The organism is Nonomuraea sp. NPDC003707, assembly GCF_053587055.1.
Window position 1 is genome coordinate 14,197 of sequence record NZ_JBSFNK010000064.1, and the last position, 24,315, is coordinate 38,511.

Annotated in this window: 18 protein-coding genes; 7 read left to right on the top strand and 11 right to left on the bottom strand. The window is 68.8% G+C overall.

Annotated elements, in window-relative coordinates; all coding sequences use genetic code 11:
* Positions 1–89 precede the first annotated feature (89 nt).
* The 5 genes from ACWDRB_RS63345 to ACWDRB_RS63365 all read right to left on the bottom strand — a co-directional run bounded on the left by ACWDRB_RS63345 (position 90) and on the right by ACWDRB_RS63365 (position 3,424).
* Positions 90–518 carry a hypothetical protein gene (locus ACWDRB_RS63345; RefSeq protein WP_449911736.1) on the bottom strand — a complete coding sequence of 143 codons (429 nt, stop codon included), beginning with the start codon at positions 516–518 and terminating at the stop codon, positions 90–92.
* 13 nt (positions 519–531) lie between these two features.
* On the bottom strand, positions 532–939 hold the full coding sequence (locus ACWDRB_RS63350; RefSeq protein ID WP_449911738.1) for a hypothetical protein: 408 nt from the start codon (positions 937–939) through the stop codon (positions 532–534).
* Positions 936–1,256 carry a hypothetical protein gene (locus ACWDRB_RS63355; protein ID WP_449911740.1) on the bottom strand — a complete coding sequence of 107 codons (321 nt, stop codon included), beginning with the start codon at positions 1,254–1,256 and terminating at the stop codon, positions 936–938. Before ACWDRB_RS63355 ends, ACWDRB_RS63350 begins: the two co-directional genes overlap by 4 nt.
* A 641-nt stretch (positions 1,257–1,897) precedes the next feature.
* Entirely contained in the window at positions 1,898–2,215 is a 318-nt protein-coding gene (locus ACWDRB_RS63360) for a hypothetical protein (protein ID WP_449911742.1), read from the bottom strand.
* 6 nt (positions 2,216–2,221) lie between these two features.
* Complete coding sequence (locus ACWDRB_RS63365; RefSeq protein WP_449911744.1) at positions 2,222–3,424, bottom strand: type I-C CRISPR-associated protein Cas8c/Csd1; 1,203 nt, start codon at positions 3,422–3,424, stop codon at positions 2,222–2,224.
* A gap of 226 nt (positions 3,425–3,650) precedes the next feature.
* On the opposite strand from ACWDRB_RS63365, the gene ACWDRB_RS63370 reads away from it, so the two are divergent.
* The 4 genes from ACWDRB_RS63370 (at position 3,651) to ACWDRB_RS63385 (ending at position 7,013) form a co-directional block, all read left to right on the top strand.
* The gene (locus ACWDRB_RS63370; RefSeq protein ID WP_449911746.1) at positions 3,651–4,010 is read left to right on the top strand and encodes a hypothetical protein; all 360 of its coding nucleotides are present in this window, start codon (positions 3,651–3,653) and stop codon (positions 4,008–4,010) included.
* Positions 4,011–4,061: 51 nt separating this feature from the next.
* Positions 4,062–4,460, top strand: coding sequence for a hypothetical protein (locus ACWDRB_RS63375; RefSeq protein WP_449911747.1), 399 nt, complete (start codon positions 4,062–4,064; stop codon positions 4,458–4,460).
* A gap of 994 nt (positions 4,461–5,454) precedes the next feature.
* Positions 5,455–6,231 carry a methyltransferase domain-containing protein gene (locus ACWDRB_RS63380; RefSeq protein WP_449911749.1) on the top strand — a complete coding sequence of 259 codons (777 nt, stop codon included), beginning with the start codon at positions 5,455–5,457 and terminating at the stop codon, positions 6,229–6,231.
* Between the two features lie 326 nt (positions 6,232–6,557).
* Positions 6,558–7,013, top strand: coding sequence for a hypothetical protein (locus ACWDRB_RS63385; RefSeq protein WP_449911751.1), 456 nt, complete (start codon positions 6,558–6,560; stop codon positions 7,011–7,013).
* On the opposite strand, the gene ACWDRB_RS63390 is transcribed toward ACWDRB_RS63385, so the two are convergent.
* The 3 genes from ACWDRB_RS63390 to ACWDRB_RS63400 all read right to left on the bottom strand — a co-directional run bounded on the left by ACWDRB_RS63390 (position 6,905) and on the right by ACWDRB_RS63400 (position 20,351).
* Entirely contained in the window at positions 6,905–7,651 is a 747-nt protein-coding gene (locus tag ACWDRB_RS63390; RefSeq protein WP_449911753.1) for a hypothetical protein, read from the bottom strand. The genes ACWDRB_RS63385 and ACWDRB_RS63390 overlap by 109 nt on opposite strands.
* Positions 7,648–8,067: a hypothetical protein gene (locus tag ACWDRB_RS63395; protein ID WP_449911755.1), complete on the bottom strand. Its 420-nt coding sequence runs from the start codon at positions 8,065–8,067 to the stop codon at positions 7,648–7,650. The genes ACWDRB_RS63390 and ACWDRB_RS63395 overlap by 4 nt, the downstream gene beginning before the upstream one ends.
* Positions 8,068–8,993: 926 nt before the next feature.
* On the bottom strand, positions 8,994–20,351 hold the full coding sequence (locus ACWDRB_RS63400) for a LamG-like jellyroll fold domain-containing protein (RefSeq protein WP_449911757.1): 11,358 nt from the start codon (positions 20,349–20,351) through the stop codon (positions 8,994–8,996).
* A gap of 119 nt (positions 20,352–20,470) precedes the next feature.
* Here ACWDRB_RS63400 and ACWDRB_RS63405 point away from each other — a divergent pair, with 119 nt between their 5' ends.
* Complete coding sequence (locus ACWDRB_RS63405; RefSeq protein ID WP_449911759.1) at positions 20,471–20,773, top strand: hypothetical protein; 303 nt, start codon at positions 20,471–20,473, stop codon at positions 20,771–20,773.
* Positions 20,774–20,836: 63 nt separating this feature from the next.
* Here ACWDRB_RS63405 and ACWDRB_RS63410 read toward each other — a convergent pair whose 3' ends face one another.
* Complete coding sequence (locus ACWDRB_RS63410; protein ID WP_449911761.1) at positions 20,837–21,202, bottom strand: hypothetical protein; 366 nt, start codon at positions 21,200–21,202, stop codon at positions 20,837–20,839.
* A gap of 271 nt (positions 21,203–21,473) precedes the next feature.
* Here ACWDRB_RS63410 and ACWDRB_RS63415 point away from each other — a divergent pair, with 271 nt between their 5' ends.
* A complete protein-coding gene (locus ACWDRB_RS63415; RefSeq protein ID WP_449911763.1) occupies positions 21,474–21,677 on the top strand; it encodes a hypothetical protein in 204 nt (67 codons plus the stop codon).
* A 331-nt stretch (positions 21,678–22,008) separates the two neighbouring features.
* Here ACWDRB_RS63415 and ACWDRB_RS63420 read toward each other — a convergent pair whose 3' ends face one another.
* Together ACWDRB_RS63420 and ACWDRB_RS63425 are read right to left on the bottom strand one after the other, a co-directional pair.
* A complete protein-coding gene (locus ACWDRB_RS63420; protein ID WP_449911765.1) occupies positions 22,009–22,416 on the bottom strand; it encodes an XF1762 family protein in 408 nt (135 codons plus the stop codon).
* 174 nt (positions 22,417–22,590) lie between these two features.
* The gene (locus ACWDRB_RS63425; RefSeq protein WP_449911767.1) at positions 22,591–23,187 is read right to left on the bottom strand and encodes a hypothetical protein; all 597 of its coding nucleotides are present in this window, start codon (positions 23,185–23,187) and stop codon (positions 22,591–22,593) included.
* A 156-nt stretch (positions 23,188–23,343) separates the two neighbouring features.
* On the opposite strand from ACWDRB_RS63425, the gene ACWDRB_RS63430 reads away from it, so the two are divergent.
* Positions 23,344–24,105 (top strand): hypothetical protein, encoded by a 762-nt coding sequence (locus tag ACWDRB_RS63430; RefSeq protein ID WP_449911769.1) that lies wholly within the window; start codon positions 23,344–23,346, stop codon positions 24,103–24,105.
* The last annotated feature ends 210 nt before the right edge of the window (positions 24,106–24,315 follow it).

Below are 24,315 nucleotides of genomic sequence, written 5' to 3' on the forward strand. Positions count from 1 at the left end.
TCCGGGCCGCCAGCGGGAACTCACGTGGGTTCGGCATCTCAAGGCCTGTTCGCCTCGTGGGTTCAGCGCACTGACCGTCGCGAAGAGTATCAGCGGAGAGCGGCTTCGAGCGCGTCCGGCAGAGCAGTGTCGGTGATGACCAGGTCGTCGCCCAGGTTGAGGACGCGCACCTCGCCGTAATCGAGTTCGAGCCGGAGGCCGATCTCCGTCTCGATCCGGTGGTCGATGATGCGGTGAACAGCTCGGATCGACTGGCCGATGAATCGGCTCATCAGAAATTTCTCTGCGGCGGGACCGGCGATGACCTGGCCGTACTCGTCCATGTCATAGGAGTTGTGTGGTTTATCGAGCGTCAGCTCGAGCGAGGCGTCGGGGGCGGTGTGAAAGCGAACCGGGCCGAGATCGCTCAGGTGCAACCACATATGCACCAGCGAGGCTTGATCATCGCTGGGATGGGTGTGCCAGGACACCGTCACCTGGAGCAGCTTTCGGCTGACAAGCTCATCACCGGAGATCACGACGCCTATGGTGTCACGGTGGTTCGGGCGTTTCCGCAGCGGTCTGCAGGAGGTGGCGGGCAGCGTTGGCGTAGCGGATGGCGGTCTTGTCATCGATGCCGAACACGGCAGCCAGATGCAGGGGATCGGGGCCGCGGGTCAGAGCCTCTTCGAGTTGGCCGATGCGAAGGCGCTCCAGGGTGGCTGTCAGGCCCCGAACGGCGTTGGTGACCCAGAGCTTGCCGACCGGGGAGTTCTCCATCGCGGTGTGCTGGGTGAGCAGCAGGTGGGGGTTGGCGGTGTTCGGCCAGCGGCTGCGCCGGTAGTCCAGCCAGGCCAGGAGCGCTTGATGGGTGAGCTCGTCGAGAGGGCGAGGGTGGCCGCCGATGGTGATGCGATGGTTTCCCAGGTCGATGTCGTCGAGTTGGAGGTCGCGGATCATCTTGGGCGGGCCGCGTGGACGGCGGCCAGGGCGAGGATGAGGCGGATCGCCGGGGTCGTCGCGGTGGCGACGGCGCAGTCGATCTCGCCGGAGGCGAGGGGGAGGATCACTTTTTCTGGCCGGCGAGCGATGCGGATGCGGATGGTGGGGTCGCGAAAGATCCGCGCGCTCTTCCTGCAAAAGCGCATGAGCGAGCGCAGTGCCACGATGGTGTTCTCCCGTTTGGCGCCCTGCAGGGTGTCCTTGATGGTCAGGATGTCGTCGCGGGTGACCTCCCGCAGGTGATCGTAGGTGCCTGACCAGGCGAAGCACGCCACCGGGCCGCAAGCTCGCAGTCGGCGAACACCGCCAGCCCTGGTTCCGTGGTCGGAGTCAGCTGGAACGCCTCCCACCCGCCTGCCACGTCGGCAAACTGGGTGGCGATGTCGTGGAAGCTCGGACCGCGAAAGTACGCGATGTGGGTGGCGTCGGTCGCCAACGGGGTGCCGGACTGGTCCGAGACCAAGGTGCCAGCCAACTTCCGGGACTCAAAATACGCGTTCACCTGAGGCTGTACCTCGGTTCGCATAGCGGCCTTGACGCGCTGCTGATGAGTGGGCGGCTTCAGGCAGGTCTTGGAGGAGAAGTCGATCGAGGTGCCGTCGGTGCGGACCGCCAAGGCCCCTTTGTGGTTGCCGAGGGGCGTCCTCACGACGCGGAATCGCAGCTCGGCCTGTCGTTAACGAAGCTGCGACCGGGTACATGTGAGAGGCGTAAGTGTGTCAGCGGTTGGCTCGGCGCGAAGCGGCTTCTTCCTGCTCTTCGCGCCTGCCGATGATGGACCGACCCGCCCGAGCGCGCTTCAAGCACCAGGAGCCGCTGATGCGCTTCCTTCGCCGCCCACGCGGGCATGAAACGCCTGTCCGGGCACGACGAGGCACGTACGGGCCGCCTCCGGCACGCGATCCCCACGGATTGATCAGTCTTCGGGGTAGACGCCCAGGTAGTCGCGGGCAGTGCCGCCCAGTTCGTCCGGCCGAACGAGGACCTGCAGACCCTGCTCGGCGTCCCACGTGGCGACTTCGCGGAGGTCGTCGTCCACCGCGGTCGGGGTCTGGCCGTCGTTCTCGTTCGGCTCCCAGTCACCCTCGACCCAGGCTTTGGCGTCGGTGGCGAACGCACCGTGGAAATGCTTCCACGGCCCGATGTGGAGGGTCCACGCCTCCTCGGACGCGTCGTCGGCGGCCTTCTTGGTGATGACCAGAGGGTCGCCGTTCGTCTCATACAAGGTGATCATCGGTCTCTACTCCTTCGTGGTAGCGGGCAGTGAGCTGTGGTCAAAGGCGGGGAGGAACGCCTGGATGAGCGCCACCCGGCCGAACGGCACGCGGCTGTCACGATGGCAGGCGCTGATCGCGGCGTAGGCGTAACCAGGCGCGGGACGGCCGGACAGGGCGGCGATCCACAGACCGCTCTCGGGCGCCCGGTCCCGGTGGCGGCCGTAGGTGCCGGTCGCCTTGTTCCACGTGCCGAGCTGCGCGTACAAGGCGGCGAGGGAGAACAGCTGGGCCTCATCCTCGAACCCGGTCTCAACGGCGATGGCGCCATACCAGGCGGCCACCCGATCTCGCACGACGCCCGCGGGCTCGTGCATCAGCCACCGCGAGGCGATCCTGCCTGCGCCACTGGGCTTGAGGACCAGCGCACACACCTGCCCCGAGGCGTCAACGTCGGCAAGGCGGCCCCGATCAGGCCGATCGAGCAGGTCACCGAGCGGCACCTGCGGCCCACCGAGCGTCCACCACAGCACCAGCTCGCCGTCCACGGTGCGGTGGCGATGCCCGGGGTGCAGCGCCAGAGCAGGCAGCGCGGCACCCGCCGCAACTGCGCAGTCCACGCCCACCAGCGCCTGCCCGGCCCGGGCACCCTTCCCCGTGGCCGCCCCTGTGGGAGCGAGCGCCATATCCCCGCTACCGCGGTGACCGAACACATGAGGCGGGATGTACGCGGGGATCAGCCGGGCCAGCGGCTCCACCTGGCCGCAGCACACGCACACCCCGCGCTGCCCGGAGTCGAGGTCGGCCCGGAGGTGAGCGTCCCAGAACGCGGCCAGCCCGGGAGCGCCGTGCACGAACCGGCCATGGGCCCGCACCGCCACCAGGTCCCCCTTCGCGGCCCCGGCCGGCGGGCCGAGAGCAGCAAGCGCGCCGAGCGCTGCGCCGGTCGCGACTGCCTCATCCTCGACGCGGGAACGGGCGTAGCGCGACATCATCTCCAGCCACGCCTCCCGATGGCGGCCGGTCAGGTAGTCGAGGCTGTCGCAGGCCGGCCGCGGCCACGCACCAGCGCCGGATCGACGCACGTAGGGGACCGATTCAGCCTTCCCGTACCGCTCCCACACGGGAACTGCGGGATGGCTGATGTCGAGGACCCAGGCAATGGTGCGGCGCCGCCAGCCGTAGCGCAGATGCTCCTGACGGGCGTAGGCAGCGAGGTGGTTCAGCATCGTGGGCTCCTTCAGCGGGCCGAATCCGAACACGCGAAACAAGCCGGGCGCTGGTGAGAGCGCGCGGCAACAGTTCGTTTCGATCCTCAGCCCTGCCTCAGGGCTGCCACGGACACCGGCTGGCTGCGACGTGCCACCTCTGAAGATAGCGCGCCCTGCCGACGGAAACGGCGGCCGACGATAATTGCGCGCCGGGCCGCGGCAGGCCGGGCGCTCGAAGGCCCAGTTGCTCAGGGCCAAGGAAAACCTGCAGCGCCTGCTCGCCGCCATCCCCCTCACCGACGACGAACGCGCCGCGGTCGACGACGGGCAAGCCGCCCTCGACCACCTCCTCGACCGGCTCACCGATACTCCCACCCCAGCCGGTCCAACACCTCGTCAGCTCGACCCGGCCCAGGTTCCCCGTCTGCTGCAGATCGAAGACAACACCCGCGAACGCCTGGCCGAAGCCAAACGCATGCAGTGGCTCGGCGAGGTGGCAGCTCTGGAGGAGAGTCTTCGCCACATAACCGAGAAGAAACTGCAGGCCGACCGCCTTAAGCGCAGTGCATCCCGCGGCGATATCGGCAGCGATGCGCTCGCCTGAGCAGGAACAACGCAATATCGAGATGGCTGTCCTGCCACTACTGTTTCGGACATGGCGATCCGTCCCACCGAGCACTGGCGGCAATACATCATGGAAGAAGCCAGACAAGTCGCTACCGGGGAACTCGATGCCCAATGTGCAGGCGCCGCAGCAGAAATCCCCGAATCGATGCTGATTCTCACCGACGAGGTCTTACAGCGCTTCGAGGCCGAGCTGGCAGGCCTGAACAACCCTTCCGACGAGGCCATCTTCGGCGTCATCAAGCGTGTCGTGCTCGCGCTCAACAACGCCCAGAAGAATCCTGATGTCACCTACGACACCGACGAGCGCGAGCAATTGTGCCTCTACATCGACGAGTCACTCACCGAGACCGGGATCAATGTTGAGGCTCTGGCTGTCCGCCATGGCCTCCAACGCCATGAGATCACCGATGAGTGGCGCGACTGGTAAGTCCCAAGGAAGGCGCGCACGAGAAGGGCGGTGTCGAGGGCGAGGTCGGCCGATTCCGCCACAACCGCCTGGCGCCCGTCCCGCAGGTCGACTCAATCGCCGAACTCAACGAACTAATCGAGCAGTGGGACGCCGAAGACGCTTCGGCATTCATCCTGGGAGCTTCTGTATAGATTATCGCCGTTACGGGCTTTAGCTCTCATTATGAGGGAAGCCATGAGGGCCACCACGGCAGAACGCAATCTCCAGGGGTGCCCTCGGCCGCAATGTCGTGAAGGGTCAGCGCCACTGGTCCGGCAAGGGCCACGGCGATGGTGAGCATCTGCAGAATGACTCTCAACCATGGGTCGTTGGCCAGCCGCGGGAGCCGGGCCGCTAGATGGAACGGTAGCGAGGCGAGCGCCGACAGTGCCGAGACGCCTGGGAAGAGAACGATTCGGGTAGATGCCCACAAGAAGCCGGCGAAGTTTTCGCCCGCGCTCATATCGCCAACGCAGTAGGCCTGAGTCTCAGCTACCAGGCGAATTTCAATGAGGGTTCCGGCCGTCGCGCATGCCATCCCGATGATCGCGGGAGAACCACGACCGCGTGACCGGCGTCGTTCACTAACTTCTGGCATTCTTCGGTCAACCATGCGGCAAGCAAATCAGACATATATGCGCGCGGTGCGCATTGCATGTGAAGATCTAGTGCAGGGCCTATCCATCGAGCGCCGCCTCTGAAAGTGCTCCGTTTATGGGCGAGCGGAGGAGCCTACAGGGCCATCGGCTCCGGTGCGACTACCACCTGCCCGGCCACATAGTCCACCGCGACCTTGGGCAGTCCCCGACATGTCGGGGAAATCGGGCCTCCAGCTCAAGACTGACCAGGCGAGTGCGGCACGACAACGGTTGCTGGGCGTGACGTTCCTGGATTGGTAGGCCTGAGTGCAAGGTGCAAGAGATCTCGACATCTCTTCCTCGAGAGCTGCATCTGCGTCTGGTTGGCTGTGCGCATGATCAACAACGACTCTCAGTCTCGTCCGGATCCGATCGCCTATCTCGACCAAGTCGCCGCAAGCACAGCGGGCCGGGACTACAAGCAGCAGGTGCTGGAACTGCTGGATCTCCACCCCGGGCAGACCGTGCTCGATATCGGTTGCGGACCGGGAACCGACTTGGCGGCGATGGCGACCGCAGTCGCACCGGCCGGCCAGGTCATCGGGGTGGACCGGGATCCCGTGATGATCGCCGAGGCTCGCGCCCGCCTGGCAGAACAACCCTTGGTCGAGATCCGTTCTGGAGACGTCCATACGCTGCCGTTGGACGATGGGAGCGTCGATCGAGCTCGCACTTACCGTGTGCTCCAGCATGTGGCGGATCCGACGCAGGTGCTGGCGGAGTTTTGCCGGGTGGCCCGCCCTGGAGGGCGGATCGTCATGGCCGAACCCGACTGGGAGGGGCTGCTGATCGATTCCCCTCAGCCGGCCATGAGCCGCGCGCTGGTTCGGTTCCTGGTCGCAGAGATCATCCGTAACGCGACCATCGGCCGCAGCCTGGCCCGGGTGTGCGGGGAGGCAGGACTCGTGGTGCGGTCCGTGGTAACAGCCGCGCCAGTGTTCCGCGACTTCACGACCGCCGATCACGTCTTCGGGCTGCGCCGCAACGTCGCCCGGGCTGTCGATGCCGGTTATCTCAAGCCGGACGCCGAAGGATGGATCGACGACCTCAGCTCTCAGCCATTCCTGGCCTCGGCCTTGTTGTTCTTGGTGGTGGCTGAAATTCCAGGGTGATGAGCTGGCCCTTGCGGTGGGGATCCCGTGAGGACTTCACTCTCGATCAACGTGTCATTTCTTGGCAGAGCCAGCGCGGCACCGGGTCGCCGAGCGTTGGGTTGCCGCCCCGACCGCTGGGAAGTCCCGCCGCCCGCATGCCTGTTCGATCTGTCCTGGTGATCGAACTGCGTCTCCAGGTTTGGCGGCCCATGGCACGTGGTTAACGGCACCCCGGGTTCGGGGACGGCAGTCTCGAGTCCACAGTCGGGCTGAAACGATGCAGGTGGTCTCTGTTCCAGATGGGGCCAAAACTCATGCGTGATCAAGGCATCCATGATCGATAGGTGGGGCCAATTCTGACGCGAACCGGCACCGTTGAAGATTGCCAAGCGGGGCCCGAATCCGTCCGAAAGTGGGGCCGTCCCTCACGCGAGAAATCAGCGGGCCACGACTCCGCCATCGAGGCGCTGGCCGAGCATGGCCCGATAGAGGATCTGCGTGCCCTCGTCACCGCGGGCCATCACACCGCCGTCCGGCGGCTGTCCCAGCTGCTGGCTTGCCAAGGCCGGACCGATGACCTGCACACTCTGATCGAAGCCGGACACTATCAGGCCGCCGAGCAGCTGGCCGCGCTGATGGCCGAGCGGAGGCGAACCGAAGACCTTCGCGCCTTGGTCGACGTCGGCGCTCCCTACGCCGCCCAGCGACTGGTCGCTCTGCTCTTTGACCGCGGGCAGGAGGAGGCGGCGGAACGCATCCAGCGATTCGGGCTGCCGCTGGAGGACGAGGAACAGAAGTGATCAGCGGCCCGCCGCACCGACCTGGAGTTCGGCGTCAGGGTCACCCATCCGATCGAGCTGACCCCGGCCGGCCGTGAGACCGTCCTGGACGATGTGCAGCGCCGCGTCCACCACAGCGCCCGCTCGGCCAACCCCCACGAGGGCGCCTTGTCCTCGCCCATGATGACCCAACAGAGGACAGACGTGCCCACAAGCCATCTGACGTTCCAGCCGGCGACGTCCTGATCGGGCGTCTTGGTCACCGGTCGCCCTTCGGCTCGATGGCGCGCGGCCGCGTCGCGCAAGCCTGCTATCAGCGCCAGCAGGGCATCTGCAGCAGGAGGCGTGTTGAACTCGACACGGACCTTGGTCCTAGGGTCGTACACGAGCACCGAGACGGTGGGCAACGTCTCGGCGTCCTCATCCCGCTCGGCAAGATGAACCTCGATGCCATCCACGATGTCCGCGAACGCACCTTCGCCCAACGGCGAGCCGGGCATACGGCCGGCCTTGATCTCGCAGGCGTTGCTGCTGGCATATTCGAACAACTCGTCCTGGATCGCACCCATGCGCGCGTCCCACTGCTCAAGCAAGGCGCGGACACGCTGGTTGATCTCCTCACGTTGCCGGAGTAGTTCGTTGACCACGTCAGCGTTCATTGGTCGCCTTTCTGCTCAGCTGCCAGAGCGGCCGCGGCGCGGAGCGCGGCGGCCAACTCCCCGTGAAGGGTGGGGCGAACGCCATCCAACTTGTTGAGCACGTCGGCCATGATGACCGCCTCCGCAAGGGAGAACTGCGTGGAGGGGAAAGTCCCGTCCGGTGCCTGACGTGTCCGGTCGAACACATCGACATGCGGTGGGTGCAGCATGCCGTTGCCATAGTCGGTTTGTAGCAGCAGCACCAGGACGCCTGTGCTGCTGCCGATCTGTCTGGCCTGGCTCCGGTGGGTGCGGACCTCGGGCGGGTCATGGTCGTGACTGGAGACGCACCACGCCGGGCAGGGCCACATGACGGCGGCCTGTATTTGGGCGATGGCATCGGGGTCGATCGGCGGCTGATCGGACGGGCTTGTCACCGTTCGTTTCCTGATTCGGCGAGGTCGACCATCTCCAGCAACGCGGCAGCGAGTTGGCTGGTAGGGCCGTCTGAGCTGAGGATGGGAAGGCAATCGCCCGCCGCTGGACCTCTTGAAGGTCGAGCGCGGAGCAAGTGCGGTCGCCGACGGCACCCCGGCCCAGAGGCGCAAGCGAACGCACGGCAGACACCCGGAACCCACGCCGACATAGAGCGCGCGACCCGAGCGAGCACATCATCGTGCAGGTGCTGAAGCGGAAACCGCAGGCATCGACCGGCGTGAGGATGTTGCGTTCTCGCTCGGTCCGGGGTGCCCGGAATCGCTCGCTGTGGCCGAGGCATGGCCTGGGCAGTAGCCGTTGGCGACGATCAGCCGTCCACGGGCAGCGGTGTAAGCAGCGGGGTGCGTGGCGGGCATCACGCCTTGGCACGTCGGGCAGATGTCCGGCTGGTCGGCTGTCATGAGCACCCTTTCACGGACGTGGAGCGAACGGCGAGAGACACGCTCTGGATCCACGGCTTCTGTCCGAGAAACAATAGCTGGATCTCTCGCCGGACAACGCGCCGGGTCGTCAACGGGGACACCGTGGACAACCGTCGTTCGGCGCGACCGCCCGGGCAACCCCTGACTTTGGATGACGTACAGGCGGAGCCCGTGCCCCTGTGATCTTCAGGACGAGATCTTGTCTTGGACCGCCGCCCTTTGCAAAGTATATTTCTTAGGAAACGGGAGCGGGCGGCACAGCCGCCCGCTCCCGTAAAGCCTTTAGAAGGGAACGGGCTTCGCCCGTACGTCTAACCCCCGGCCGAACCCTACCGCCACCCATCCCGCCGACGCGAACGTCCTCACCTCAACCCCCTCCGTCCGGCATGGGCTACCGGAAATCTCGGCATTGTGGGCATCGACGCTGTCGGCGCGCTTAAAACTCAAAGTTGTGGCAGCATCGTGCCCAAGCGAGCCGCAGGCATATTTCGTGCCATGTTCCACCAGTCTCTGTTGAAGCCTACGCCACCGGCGATGTGCTCGCCGTCGCTCACTCCCAGGAAAACGCCGCTCCCTTCCGCAGTCATATCCTGGGTGTAGCCTCCCACGACGTAGGAGCCGAAGCCGATCTCGCCCATAGCTATACGCCCAGTTTCGGTGGTGTGTCCCTCTTCAGCCCATCGATACTGCCAGATCACCTCCGCTCCGCCAAAGAGCCCTACGTACGCACCCTTCTCTTTTCCGATCTGCACGCCGGGGGCAGTGATAAATCCAAAATACGGACCATCAGCGTTGAGCCCGGCGACGACGACAATCTCGCTCTCAGTTTTCACCAGCCCTCCCAAGAATTTCGCGCTGGTGGCGGTGTAACTTGCCCACAGAAAAGCCTCGGGGTTGCTCTGGTGCTCCGGCCGCGAGGTTGGCGGGGCGATCACCACCGTGGACTCACCGTATTTGGCTATGAGTTGTTCGGCTGTAGCGCCCGGATCTGTGGGGTCATCGAGGGGCATCCGCCAATTCTCGTCGTCAGTGAGGGCAGGCGGTTGCAGAGTCTCGGCGAGCAGTGTCGCGGAGCGGGGTGCGCTGGAGATACCCACATCCGAGAGCTGCGCGGAGGTGTCCCAGGGTTGCGCGTCCGGCGGTTCCGGCTGATGGCCGAAGGGGTCCACGTAAGAGAGCGGGTTGCCGAGTGTGTACGTGTAGCGGTTGTGGGCTTGCGGGCCCACGCCAGGGATGATGGTGTCCGGTTGCAGGAATCTGCCGGTGACGGGGTCGTAGGTGCGGGCGGCGTAGTCGTAGTAACCGGTGTCGTCGAGTTCCTTCCCGGTGAAGCGGCGGCCGCCAGCTTGGTCCAGCCCTGGATCCGGGGGCGGGATCTGCGGTAGCGGTTCGCCGTAGGGCAGATATTCGGTAAGGGAACCGGGGGCGATGGCCCCGGAGGAGTCGGTCATGAATGTGGTGCCGCCGAGGTGGTCGGTGTGGTACCAGCGCACAGCGGTGGACGCCGGTCCGGTGCGGCGGGCGATGGGAGCACCGTTGGCGGTGTAGAGCGATTCCACGCCGCCGCTTGGGGTTTCCCGGAACAGCGGGGTCGGTTGCACCGTGCGGCCGGTGGGTTCGGTCTTGGTGACCCGGTTGCCGTCGCCGTCATAGCCGAAGGTGAACGCCTGGGTGCCGATCTCGACGGAGGCGAGGGTGCCCCGGGCGTGGTAGCTCAGCCGGCGCGGCGGCGCGGTGATGGTGGCGGCCAAGGCGGGGGCGCCCAGCGGGTTGGCCAGACGGGGCGGAGTTGTCTCGATGGTCTCGACGAGGCGGCCGGAGGCGTCGTAGCAGTAGCCGGTGGTGCTGCGGGCCAGCAGGGTGCGCCGGGTGATGGCGTGCGGCAGCGGCGTGCCGGACGCGCAGCCGGGGGGTGCCAGGGCCCGGCCGTAGTCCTGCACGGCGCCCTGTTTGGTGGTGAGGTTGCCGAGCGGGTCGTAGCTGAAGGCGTAGCTGGCGGTGGGCGGGGTGCCGCTCGCCACCGTGTAGTCGGCCGTGCTCACCCGGCGCAGGTCGTCGTAGGTGTAGGCGATGCTCATCCCGCCGTGCGCGGTGTCGGTGACGGTTTGGAGGTTGCCGACCGCGTCCCAGGTGTAGCGGCGGTCGCCGAGCAGACCCGCGGCCGGATGTGTGACGCGCTGGCCTGCCAGTTGTTTGTCGCCGAAGCCTCCAGTCGATCGGCGCTGGTCGTCGTAGGTGTCCTGGGTGGTGACGCTGTTGCCGTAGCGGGTGGCGGACAGGTTGCCGGTCAAGGTGGCGGTGGCGTGGTCCAGGTAGACCTGTCGGCCCGGGGTGCCCGGCGCTTCAAATGGCTGGTAGCCGACCAGCGAGGTCTGGATTCCGCTGGCGTCGTAGGCGCTTTGGGTCACCTCGCCGGTGGTGGGGTATTCCACCGAGCTGGCCCGGCCGTGGTTGTCGTAGGAGGCGCGGCTTTGAAAGGAGCCCGCTGCGCGCTGCCCGGTGACTGTCGTCTCCACCGAGATCGGCCGCGCGAGGACGTCGAGGCTCTGGTGCTCCTCGGTGATCGCGGTGCCGATGGGCCGCTCGTCGCGCATCCGCACCTGGCTGCCGAGCACCCGGGTATAGCCGGCTGCGGTGCGCGCTGAGGCGGCCACTTCCCACTTGCGTTTGCCGTAGGTAGAGATCCGCAGGTCGTCCAGCTCGCCAACCAGGCCGGTGCCGCCGACAACCGGCTCAGTGTTGGCGATGCTCCCGTGTGCGCACACCGCGTCGGCGTATTTCTGCGGCGGGTTGTCACCGCGCTCGACGATCTCGGTGGCGCATTTGTCCGGTGGTGGCGGGTCTGTGCAGGGGGTCTGCCCGGGGCTGTCCTCCAGGGGCGAGCAGGTGCGGTGCGCCGGTACCCCGTCCAGGTAGACCTGCAGGCGGGTGCCTTCGTAAGTGGCGGCCACGTGGTGCCAGCGGTCGTCGTCGATCTGCTCGTAGGTGACGAACACGTAGGGGCCCGACAGCGTGATCGTCCCGTCCGGTTGACGGACTTTCGTGGTGATCTCCCAGCGCAGCCGTCCGGCCGCGTCGCGGCGCAGCCGCCATCCGGCTTCCCCGCCGCTTTTCTCCAGGATGCCGGCGGACGCCGACCGCGGCGTGCGGATCCACGCCTCGGCGGTGACCGCGTCGGGCAGAGTGAGCGAGGAGGCGTGCGCAACGGTGAGCTTGCCGCCGCCGTCGAGTGCGATCGCGGTGCCCTGGACACCGGGCACGGCCGCCGCGCCGGTCAGGATGGCCGGGTTGGCGGCGGTGGAGCTGTCGGCGCCGCGCCGGGCCGGGTCGCTGAAGCGCAGATCCAGCACGTTGCCGCGGGGCGGGCCGGGCGCCAGCGCGCGCAGCGCGTCGGCGAGCACGTCCGCCGCCGGGCGCGCGCTGGCGAACAGGCGGGCCTCGTCCAGCCGGACCGGGACGCTGCCGGTGTCGGTCGGGTCACCGAGGACCACCATCGTGGTGTCCGCGGGGTCTCCTGGCGCGTCGGCGGCCGCCTCCTCGGCGCCGTTGAGATAGCAACGGAGCCGGTGGCCGGGCCCGCGCTCGTGGACCAGCGCGACGTGCGCCCAGATTCCGTCCGGCAGCACGCTCGTGCCCGCCGCCGTCGTCGTGCCCGCCGCGGTGGTGACCGAGCATTCCAGGCGGCGGTCGGCCCGGCGGGCGATCTGGAACGCACCGGCGCCGGTGATGATCGGCTGGCTGGCTCCGGGCGCCGGCAGCGCCACCCACGCCTGCGCGGTGAGCCCAGCGCGCAAGAGCTGCTTCGGCGCCGGGTTCGCCCCGGCCGCGTCGAGGTCGGCGCGGACGCTGGCACCGCCGCTCAGCGCGGTGCCCCACCCGGACGGGCCGGGGACGGCAGCCGTCTTCGCCGGGGCGGGCACCGACACGGGGATGTGCCGCGGGGAGCGGTCGGCGACCATGGCCGGCGCGTCGAAGGACAGGTCCAGGACCGGGTCGGCGGGGGCGTAGGTGGCGGGCTGCTCGTAGGAGTCATACCAGCGTTCGACGCGTTCCTCCGGCTGGTTGGCGGCGGCCCCCGGGGCTGTGCCGGTGGTGGTCAGGCTGACGTCCCCGATCACCCACTGGACGGGAGTGCCCTTGGAGAGCTCGCCTGCCCCCGGGTCGTAGGAGAACACCAGGCTGACCCGGCGGCCCAGGAGGTCGGCAGGGATAGGCGCGGTGAGCCGTTCGCCCACCTCGCGCCGCACGCCGCTGTCCAGCCCGGCGGCCGAGCGCAGCTGCTCTGCGCCGAGGATCTCGCGTATCTCGCCCGGGTCCTTCTCGTCGCGGACGCCGACCGACATCCGATCCAGCGGGCAGTCCCGCCGAGGGCTCTCGGCGCAGCGGCTGAGCCACTGGTGGCGGAAGCTCACCTGGGCGCTGGCCGCGCCGCGCAGATCCAGGGGGATCTCAGCGCTGGTGGCGGCCGGTGCGGTGCCGGCAGGTTGGCGCATGGCGATCACCGGGCTGCCGGTGGGACGGTCGGTGCCGATCACCAGGCCCGGCCGCGGTTCGAAGGGGGCCGCAGTGGCGTCGGGGAGCACGCTCAGCGCGGTGCGTTCCATGTCGTGGTTTTGGGCGCCAACGGTGGCCGCCTGCCCGGCCGGGACGGTCAGGTATTCGTAGCGGACCGCCGAGGTTTTCTCGGCGAGCACCGCGCGGAAGCGTACGGGTACTTGGCCTGCCCGGTCTGCGGGGTCTACGTCGCCTGCGTGGTTGGTGCGGGTGGTGGCCGACCATTCGATGGTGAGCTCGCGCTCGGGCGCTTCACCGTCCAGCGAGTAGCGCAGACCGTCGTCCCCTTTCAGCCGCAGGTCGGTGAAGTAGGGGTAGAGGGCCTGCTCCGGGCGGCGGGTGGGCAGCGGCGCGCCGGTGCCGGGCTCGAGGTCGGCGGCGCCGTCCGGGTCCAGCCGGATCTTGCCGTTGGTGGAGACGTGCAGGGGGCTGCCCGCCGTGAGCGTGGTCAGGCCCGGGCTGCCCGCAGACCAGACGGCGGTCGGGGTCAGGGTCAGGTCGAACGGCAGGGGCAGTTCCGCGACGCCGTCGTCCAGGTCGCCCACCGACAGCCGCAGCGGACGCCAGTGACGCGGTGGTCGGGGGCACACGTCGCCGCCCTGGACCGGGCCGCAGGGACCGACCGGGCTGAAGGCCTTCCACTTGTCCACCCAGACCAGCTTGAGCCACTTGTCGGTGGAGAATTTGAGCTTATCGGCGCCGCCGGCACAGCACAGCTCGATCTTCAGGTCGGGCTGTGCGGGCCGGAAGTACTCCGTCAGCGTGACCCGGCCGAGCGGGTCGTACTGGTTGACGGTCCGGTCGCCGGTCGCCGTCACCTGCTCGGTGGGATGCCCGGCCAGATCGTAGTCCTGGGTGGTGCGGCCCAGGTCCGGATCGTCGATGCTGCGCTGGCGGCCCAGCGCGTCGTAGGTCATGGTGGTGGCGGCCATGCGGGTGGCGTCGCCGGACGACTGCACGGTGTGGACCCGCCGCCCCAGCGGGTCGTAGGCGTGGGTGACGGTCGCGTAAGGGCTGGGCGCGCCGAGCAGGAACTGGGCGTCGCTGGTGCGCAGCCCGCGCACGTCGGTCGTGGAGACCGTCGGCACGCCCTCGGCGTCGAGGGTGCGCACGGTGCCGGGCGCCGGATAACTGATCTTCGTGACGCCGCCGTCCGCGGGCACTTTGCTGTCGCAGGCCAGGCCGCCGCCGGGGGCAGGGGTGGAAGGATCACCGCTACAGCGCGGAACGCGTGGCCCGTAGGTGCGGACGATCCGTCCCTGGCCGTCGTAGGCGCTTTGCACGGCTGCGACGACGGCCGGGTCGCGCAGCGGGTCGCCCTTGATCGAGGCGGAGTCGCACCAGGTCCCCGCGGCCGGGCACGGGTCGGTGGTGGCGGTGGCGGCGGCCGGCAGCGGCCGGGGGTCGTAGGTTCGCACCACCCGCCCCCGGCCGTCCACATCGCTCACTCCGCTGACGATCCAGGTGGGGACGCCTTCGACCGCGGAGTACACCTGGATCTGCCCGTCGCCGAACTCGTGGCTGACGTGGTAGTCGTCGATCTGGTCGTCCCAGGTGAGTACCGTGTGCCGGGCCGGGGCGGCCAGTTCCCGGGCGGCCTCCTCGTGGCAGCCCAGCGGATCGGGCTTGGCGGCGGAGGCCCGGCAGGTCACCGGCTCGTAGGTGTGTACCTCGCCGGGGCGGCCCGGCCGGTCCAGCGGCCGGGTGACGTGCACGACGCGGCCCCAGGCGTCGTAGCCGGTCGTGGTGGTCTGCCCGTTGACGTCGACCTGCTGGTAGGTCTGGCCGTAGCGGCCGCCGTCGCTGCTGGTGAGCAGCGGCACTCCGGCTACCCCGTAGTACCAGGTGGTCGTGGCGTGGCCGAGCGCGTTGGTCGACCCGACCTGGAAGGTGCATGTGGAGTCCCAGATGGTGGTGGTCGGGTGGCCCAGCGGATCGCTCACCCGGGTGGCCCGGCCCGGGCAGGCGGCCTCGCCGTAGCGGGTGTGGGTGGCGGCGGCGAGCTTGGTCGGCCTGGCGGCGACCGGTGCGGGGCCGTCGTAGGCCGCCGCGGTGGTGGGGTTGCCCGCCGCGACCTGGCCGACCGGCAGGTTGTCGTAGGCGGTCTCGGCCACGGTGAGGTAGTCGCCGGAGGTGGCAGAATCCGGTCGCAGAGCGCGCTGGACGTGGCTGGCGACCCTCCCAGCGATGAACCGGGCGCCTCGTACGGGTGCCGCGTAGCTGAATTCCTCGACCACGTCATCATCGCTGTGCGCCAGGTCGTTGCGGTGCACCCGGCGGATCGGCTGGCCGAGGTCGTGCGGCAGCGGATCGGCGGGCTGCCCCGGGCCGCGAACCTCGGCCTCATCGTCGCTGACCCGGGCCGGGCCCGGCCGTGCGAGCGGGTAGACCCGCAGCTCGCCGACCTGCCCGGCGAAGCACTCCGCCGGCCCGGCCGCAGTGGGCGCGCAGCCGACCGACAGGTCCCCGCTCGGCGTGAGCGTGCCGGAGACCGGGGCGGATGCCGCCTCAACGCCGTTGACGAAGATCTTCGCCCGGCCGCCGCCGTAGACGGCGGCGATGTGCCACCAGCGGTCGGCTGCCAGCACAGGACCCTCCACCGCCACGTCCCCGCCCGGCGCGCGTACGGTGAAGCGCACCTGCCCGCCCGGCGCGATGGCGAGCTGGTAGCCGCCCGGCTGATCGACCAGGGTCCGGTTCCCCCCGGCGACGGCCGGGGCCATCCAGGTTTCCACGGTGACCGCCTCAAAGGCGCCCGGATGCGGCGATGGGTAGCGCAGCCCAGCCTCGGGCGTGCCAGCCGTGACCAAGGCGCCGCCGGTGGGCGCGGACGCATCGAGCGCCGCCGTCCCAGCTTCCACCGGCCCGCGGTGACCGGCGTGGTCAATCAGCGGCTCCTGGCCGTCAAAACTCACCTCCAGGGCGGGCCCGGATGCCAGGCCCTGCGGGTACTCCACCCGCATCGTGCGGACCGGCGCCGACAACACCGCCTTGCGTGCGCCCGGCCCCGTCGAGGTCCGGTACTCGACCCGGCTGGTCAAGGTCTCCACCACCGGCGCGCCGCTGGGCCGTTGCACCTGGAGCTGGTGGCTTGCGGCGCCGCCGGAGGCCACCCGCTGGTCGCCGGTCTGCTCGGTGACGACACCGTCGGGGAACGGCGCCCCGGTGGCCGCATCCAGCGGCTCGGCCGAACGCCAGCCGAAACCGGTGGGCGTGCGGGTCGGCACGTCAAAGCCGGGCCGTCGATAGTCGTGGCCGGTGCTGGTGCGCAGCTGGGTGCGGCCCATCATCCGCTCCAGCGTGACCGAGCGGACGAGCTGGCCGGCCACGCCCGCCATGGGCCAGTGCCCGTCGACGGGAGGCGCGCCGTTCGGCTGGGCGCCGGGCCATTGGAAGGCGGCCGACGGCTCATAGTTGACCAGCAGCCGCGCTCCTTCGACCGGGTGGCGCTCCTCGACCAGCACATCCTGTGGCCCGCTACCGGCCCGGCTCCACACCAGCAGGCCCGCCCGCCAGGTCTTGGTGCCGCCGCTGGTCGTGGGGGAGTGCCGGACCAGGCGGGCGATGTCCACCGCGCCGTCGCCGTCGGCGTCGAACGCGCCCGCGTGATGGTCGGACCGGTCCCGCGCCACGGCCAGGCCAGCGTCAGTGTGGCTGCTGGACAACGACGGATACGGCACATCCAGCGCCGAGCCCGCGTACGGGCTGGCCGGCTCAACGTCGGCCAGAGTCGCCGTCGGGCTGCGCACCGACAGCGGGTTGGCCAGGTCGAACCCGGCGCCGTTGTTGAGGTAGAGGGTCCAGGTGCGGGACGTGGCCGAGGCCGACCAGGGCTGCGTGGCGTCACCGGCGAGCACCAGATCGGGCCGGCCGTCCTGGTTATGGTCATGCAGGCTCACATAGCTCTGGCTGACGGCGTCGATCGTGCCCGCCCCCGCGGGCGCAGGCGCCCGGCGGATCATCTCCACCGACAGCGGCAGTGTCGCGTACCCGCGGGCGGCGACCTCCGGCGGCGGGGCCGGCACCGCCACGCAGGTCACGCCCTGCGTGAAAAGGCGGCCCGAGCCCAGGCCCGACTCGCCCGTTCCCCAGTACACCTGCCACCGGCCGGCCGGGCAGGGATTCTCCCTATCCCGGGTGACCACATAGTCGGGCAGCCCGTCCCCGTTGAGGTCGACCAGGCCGGCGCTCTGCGCCGACAGCCCGTCCGACGGCGAGCCGGCAACCGCGCCATCCAGCTCGGAGAACCCCTTGCTGATCATGTTGATGCGGGAGCGGTAATCCAATTGCCGCACCGTGCGCTCGCTCAGGTGGGCCAGGTCGTTGGCGAACTGAACGGCCTCGTTCGGCCCGTCGGCGCCGCCCATCAGCGCTCCCAGGCCCGAGACCACGAAGATACCGTCCCGGGTCAGGTCCATCTCGGTAGCGCGGGCCTGGTCGGTCGGCAGGGCATCCGGGGAGTCGGTGAGGAAGGTGCCTACGGCTGCGCGCATTGCCCCGATCGTCGAGGACTGCTTCGCCACCGGTAATGCCAGCGCAGTGCAGGCAGCTCTCTTGAGCACCGCGCTTTGCGGAGTGTTGTCCGGAATGTCCCGACAGGGCAGGGTCAGCGTCGCCGACAGCGAAGCATGCTCGTCCGCCTCGCCGGCCAGTTGCGCCAGCCGGGCCAGATCGGGCCGGAAGGCGTAATCGTAGCCGCGGTTCGCCACCTTAGGTGAGCGGAAACCCCCGGAGCCGTCGCCGAGGTAGACCAGCAGATCGCCCGGATCGCCGCCGCCGGCCACCGCGCCGCTGTCATACAGGAGGTAGTCCAGAAATCCGTCCGCGTTCACATCCATGGCCTGGCCACGCGATTGAGTCCGCCCCCGGGCGGAAGCCGAGACCAGCACCAGGTCAATCGTCGGGCCGAAGGTCGAGGCCATGAACCCGGGCACGCTCATCGGGCTGCGTGCCGTGCTCGCGGCGCCCATCAGCGTGCCGACCAGCGAGGGGGCGGGCGGGGTGACCTGCCACCCGTTGGCCGACCGGGGCGTGAAGGAGTCGGCCACCAGGCCCGGCAGATCGCCGGCGAGGGATTCGCCCTGGGTGGCGAGGGCGGCGGTGGTCGTCGAGATCAGAGAGCCAATGGGGATGGTGAATCCGAAACCCTCGCTGTTGCCCCAAGAGACGGTGTAGTCCAGCGGCAAACCAGCGGGACCTGGAGGCCCGGCCCGGCGCGTGGTAGGGGCCAGGCCGTTGCCCCCGCCGCCGGCCCGGCCTGCCGCGGCCACATGCCAGCCGGTGTCCGGCGCGCCGCCGGACTCAGCCGGCGTGGCGTTACGCGGGAACGCCAAGCACTGGGCAGGCCGGTCGAACCGGTGGATCATCGCCGGCGTGACCACGTAGTCCGGCACGCCGTCACCGGTCATGTCCTGCCAGCCGGACAGCTCGGCCGCGACCGACTGGCGCGGCACCACCGGCGCGCGCAGACCCTTCAGCACGGTCACCACGGTGTTGATGTTGTAGTTGCGGCCACCCAGCCAGAACGTCGAGGCGTTCGACACCTGCTCGGCCACCGAAGCCTGCGAACCGCCCAGCGTGCCGTCCGGGAATAGCGGCCACCGCCGCGTGTCATCACCAGGCGCGGTCGGCGGGCAGCCGCTCGTCTTCGGAATCTCCGGGCTGCTCACCGACGTGGGCAGCCCGGACCGGGTCTGACCCCGGCCATCGGCCCACAGCCAGGCGCTCGCCCCGCCCGTCCCCGCCGCCGCCGGCGGATACCGGCCCGCGAGCGAGGCCGACGGATCAGCCACGGCATGGGTGTCCACAGGACGCCTGGTGGTGTTCAGGGTCGACCCGTTGACGCCCTGGTTGACGATGACCAGTTGCTGTGCGGGCGGCGGAACAGCAGGCACACTGCTTTCAAAGGTCGGCCACGGCGCGGCGCCGAAACCACTCTCGCGACCCCACTGCCAGTCGAGCAGGCCGTCGCCGTCCATGTCCCGCAGCGCCCACTGCTCGGTGCTGGCGTGGCTTGGCGGCGCCGCACTGTCGCGTTGGTCGTCACCCATCTGGAAGACGCCGTTGGGGTTGGCGAAGACCTCCCGGTTGCGCATCGGCCGGCTGATCGACCCGTTGAGCGAGGCCGGGAAGCCGTCCGCCGGGCCGAGGTCCAGCAGGCGCGGCTCGCCGTACTGGGCGGTGCGGGCGCCATACCGGAAGGAGCGCAGGGTCCGGGTCTGTGCGATGGCTCGGACGCCGCCGGGGATGGCGGTCTCGTCCACCCGGCGCAGCAGCGGCCGTCGGGTCTCCGTCGCGCCGGGCGAGTCGTACACCAGCGACAGCTCGTACTCATCGGCGCCCATCGCCCGCACCGTCACCGTCTCCAGCAGGTCGCGGAAGGACACCGGCGCGCCCATCCGTAACGACCATGGAGCGTAGTAGCCCTTGGCGGCCGCGTCAGCGTACTCGAAGCTCACCCGGTGCCGCTCGGCCGCCGGGGGCAGCTTCGCGCAGTCCTCTACCGTGCGGCCGTAGGTCACCTCCACCAGCGACGCCGCCCGCCCCCGAGCCAGGTCGCCGTGATGCTGGTGCAGGTAGCAGGTGCGGTAGCCGTTCGCGTCAGTGGCCGAGGCCAAGACGAACGCGAACACGTCCGTTTCAGCGTCCGGTGGCGCCGGTGGGTAGGCCACGCCGTCGTAGCGGATCGCCGCGTAGCTCAGACGTACACCGGAGGGCAAGTCGACGGTCGCCCCCGCCGATCCTGGTCGCGCGTCGATCGCCACGGTGGCCAGGGAATCCGGATCTGTCCGGTACCGGCAGGGCTCCGCCGCCTGCGCGGTGCACCCGCCCGGATCGTCGGACACCAGCGTCGCGCCGCCCCACTGCCAACGCCCGCCAAACGTCCACGGCGGCGTGCCGTATCGGGTGTCCCGGTTGATCGCCATCGGCACGCCGACCGACACGTCCCACCCCACCCCGGCGACGCCGCCGGCCGAAGCACTGTCGTAGGTCAACGACACAACGGGCGCGCCCGGCCCCGGCGGCACCGGTACCGCGATGGACGTCACGTATGTTCCGGATGCCGATACCGGATCGACGTCCGACAGCGCGGATCCCGCGGGCTGGACGTCCGACCCCCCGGCGGCGTTCACTCCGCCCGGCGCCTGCCCACTCTGCAGGACCGGCAACGTGGCCATCGCCACCACCACCGCGGCCGCGACCACCGCCGCAAGAGCTCTCCCGACTCGCCCCGGCGTGGATCTCATCACCGTCCCGCCCGCGCTCGGACCAAACCGGCTTTCAATGTCTCACCCGTCTGGGGCCGCGAACAGCTTCCGAGAAAGGGTGGCCACAACTGGCCAGCATGGCAACAAAGAGGCTTCATGTGAGGGGGCGCCCCCTACCGCACTGGTGCACTCCCCGGCCGCTGGGCCGAAGGCCGTACCTCTACGCACGATCGGGATATCGCCAACAGCCCCAGGGCGACTCGGACGGCCCCTGGATCACCATCCAGCCGGGCAGCCCGGAAGTGCTCTACTACTCGTTCGACCTGCCCAAGATGGGCGGCATCCTGGAGCAGTCGACGCCGAAGGGCGCGACCCGCTGGAAGATCCCCACCAGCAAGTACGGCAACGCGACCGTGATCAAGCCGATCCTCGACGCCATCGCCGACTATGAGGGCAACTGATCATCGAGGCGGGCGGGCCTGGCAAGGGGGCAGTGACGCCGCTTCCCAGCCAGGCCACATCAGCTAACGGAGCTGACGCCATCGGGCCCTCAGCCGCATCACCTCCCGCCTGATGTGGAAGAGGGCACGGCGAAGCGCCCGCATCTTGGCGGCGAAGAAGATGAAGACCCTGTCCTTCGCTCGGCTACGCCAGACGGCGCCTGCGACGAGTACCCCCACGAAGAGGAGGGTGAGGAGAAGCCACGTGGCTTTCCCCGGCACGTGCGCTGCTAGGTACGCGCAGTGCTTATCCGCCCACAAGCGGGCCTGTTCCGGGTCACGAAAGACGACCACGGCACCGCGATGAGCGACCTCACGCGATGCCCATCGAGAGACTTCGCCACACTCGTTGACGAAGACGCCGCCGAGGAACGCGAGGAAGCCGTCCATCGGCCGCCCCAATCGGGCGGCGAGCAGACGCCTTGGGAGGCAGAGGATTCGACAGCACGACACCCGCGAAGCGGCGGCGGCGGCGTCGGCGGCGGGAGCGCTGTGTCAGAAGCGTGGAGGCGCTGACCACCGGAGCGCGTCGTACACGGGCCAGGGTCAGCAGCGTGCAGACCCATGCCAGGATTGCCCACAACAAGAGCTGGGCGAATCTGTCAGCACGGTGATGCTGGGACATGGCCGATCTCAGCAGTTGGATGTCCCGCTCTGGCGCGTGTACGTAGATTCCGGGCGACGCTGCCACGGCCTGGCCCGCGAGAAGGTCGGCTCGGTCCGTGACCTCCTCGCGGGACAAGCCGCCCATCGGGCGCTCTACTTGCACACCGACATCGAGGTGCTCGGGGAGGAGGTTGGCCAGTACTCCCTTGACATCCACAAGCCCCTGGGCCAGTGGAATTCTCGTCTTGCCTGCCCCTAAGGGAAGGTCGAGGACAACCATGTCGGGCGCATGCGTCCTCATGAGGGCATGGACGCTCCTGCGTTGTTGCCGGTTGAGGGCTGCAAAGAATGCACTCAGCCGGCTTTGACCGTCAACTATGTAAGACCGGTCGTTGTACTCAGTACCTCCGTAGGCACTGATAAGGCTCGGGCGGATGACCTGCGCGCGAACGCCGTTCGCTGTCGCGATGATCTCAACGTTCGGTAGTGCGACGCCTTCAAGGCGTGTTCTCGCGTCGAGGACTGCCACGAGATCTGTCGACGGATCTCGCGCAGTCTGGGGAGGTCTGAACATAGGCCAAGTCTAGGTTTTACGGCGCGTGATCGCGTGATGTCGTGATCGGGCCAGGAGCCTCCCACAGGGTGCGCCCGATCCGCTCCACGCCATCATTGCCGCGCGGCCTCGATGAGCAGTTCCACGAGCCGCGCGGCCGCCGCGCCGCGACAGCCTCCCAGCCCGCGGCCTTCAGCGACGCCCCGTTCTCATCGGCCCGGGTGTAGGTGATCATCCGCGTGAAGCCCATCGGTCGCGCGGCCCGCCAGGCCGCCGAGTACAGGGCCGAGCAGGCGTTACGGGTGCCATCCGTCGCGCACCGGGTCACCTCCAGCGTCCGGCCGTTGTCGAACAAGCGGGCCACCGGACGGCCAACGATCGCGACCCCGACGAGGCTTGCGCCCTCGGCCAGCGTGCCGGTCTGCGGATCGAGGTCATCAACCACAGCGCCGACGGAGAACTTGTGCCCGCGCGGGCCCGTGAGTGCCGATGCTTGTCGTCCACGAACGCGCACGCCTGCGCGAACGTGACCGGCACCAGCCGAAGCACGTTCACCCTCCTGCCGCCAGGAACTCGAGGATCGCCTGACCGACGTGCAGCTGCTCGGGAGTGAGCGTCTTCACCTCTTCGGGCAGCGCCGAGGGGCGGTCGAGTCGGGGTGAACCATCGGCTCGGGCGGCAGTTCGGGCGGCTGGCAGCGAGTCGGGTCGTGCTCGTCGGGGACGTCGACGCCGGCCTCTCGCATGATCTCCTTGAGCATGTCCACGGCCTGCTGCATCCGTCGCAGGTTGCGGTGGGACAGGACACGCCCGGCTTTCACCTCCAGGCCGGGGGAGTGGTGTGTGAGGGCCAGGCCGTCACCGCCCTCCGGCGTCTCCAGGTCCTCCACCGGCCCGGCAAACTCCGGCGCGGCCGCGGGCTGTCCGGGCTCGGCCGGGTCTGCGAGGGGGAAGTCCTCGTGATCGTCTTCGCCTGCGAGCGTCAGCGCGCCGAAGGTGACCGGCGTGACCTCCACCGGGGCAGGCATGGGGTCGCCGGGCTGCAGGTAGGTGAGCGTCATGTGCCGGGTGAACCCGTGATCGCCCGCGTACCAGATCCCGGCCTCGTCCAATGCGGCCGTGATCGCGACCAGGCAACGGATCATCCCCACGGGATCGTCTGCTTCGGCGGCAATCGGCGAGACCGCCACCGACTTGTGTTCAAGCTGCACCGTCACCTTGGGCCCCCTCCCGGCGAATGTCCGGGAGGAGAGTGCCAGGGCAGGGCGTTAACGTCGCCCAGGAGCGCGACGTGCGCTTGCAGTGGTCCACAAGTCACTTCTCACCGAGATCGGCGAACATGTGCCTTCTTCGATCATGGAAGGGAAAGTGACGTGAGAGCACGAGCGTTTCTCCTGCGCCTGGGAGCGGCCGGCGCACTGCTGGCGGGGCTGCTCGCCGGACCCGCGCAGACCGCGTCCGCGTGGAGCATGGATTGGGGCATGGATGCCTGGCCACCGCTTTTCTCACCCTCCGACTACACCGGTCCGTGCGATGGGGGGGTGTATCACACGATCTCGGCGACGATTAAGACCAGCGGTCCGATGACCGTGAAATACGTGTGGGTCGACAAGTACGGCTCGCCCTGGCCCAGCCCCACCCCGTTCTCCGTGGTGTTCGACACGCCAGGCACCAAGACCGTCTCGAACGGGTTCTACGTTGATAAGAGCCTTTCAGAGGAGGTGGCACTCAAGATCCTTGAGCCCATCGTCGTCTCGTCGGGGCTTGTGCCGTTCAACCCGACCTGCGCAAACACGGGCCTGTCCGCCATCAGCAAAGAGCGCGTGGATGAGGGATGTGAGTCCGGTCAGTCCGCCGAGTTCTCGCTCAAGGCGAATCTCTCCGTCACCGACGGTCCCGCGACGGTCAGTTACCGCTGGTACCGCAAGAGCAACCTGACCCGTAACCAGTGGGTCAGCTTCGCCTCCAGCAGTACGTCGTTCACCTCGCACGGCCCGCAGCAGCAGACGGTCTCCGCGCGGTACGGGACGGGCGTGTCGGAGTACGGTTCCTTCAAGGTCGAGCTCTCCTCGCCATACAAGGGGTCGGAGCAGACCTCCTTTATCGTGACCTGCGCCAACAGCGACGACCTCTGACCGCGCAAAGGGAACGCCTGAACCGGCGATGGGACCGCGGTCGATCCGACCCGCGGGTCCCCATCGCCGGCGGGGTCCGGTCTGACCGGACCTCGCCGGTGGCGTTCGAGTGCTCAGTGCCCGTGTACAAACTGATCGTCAGGTCGATTTGGGAGATGCGGATCGAGCGAGTCGTCGTCCCATGAGGATGACCATTGCCCACAAGACCAT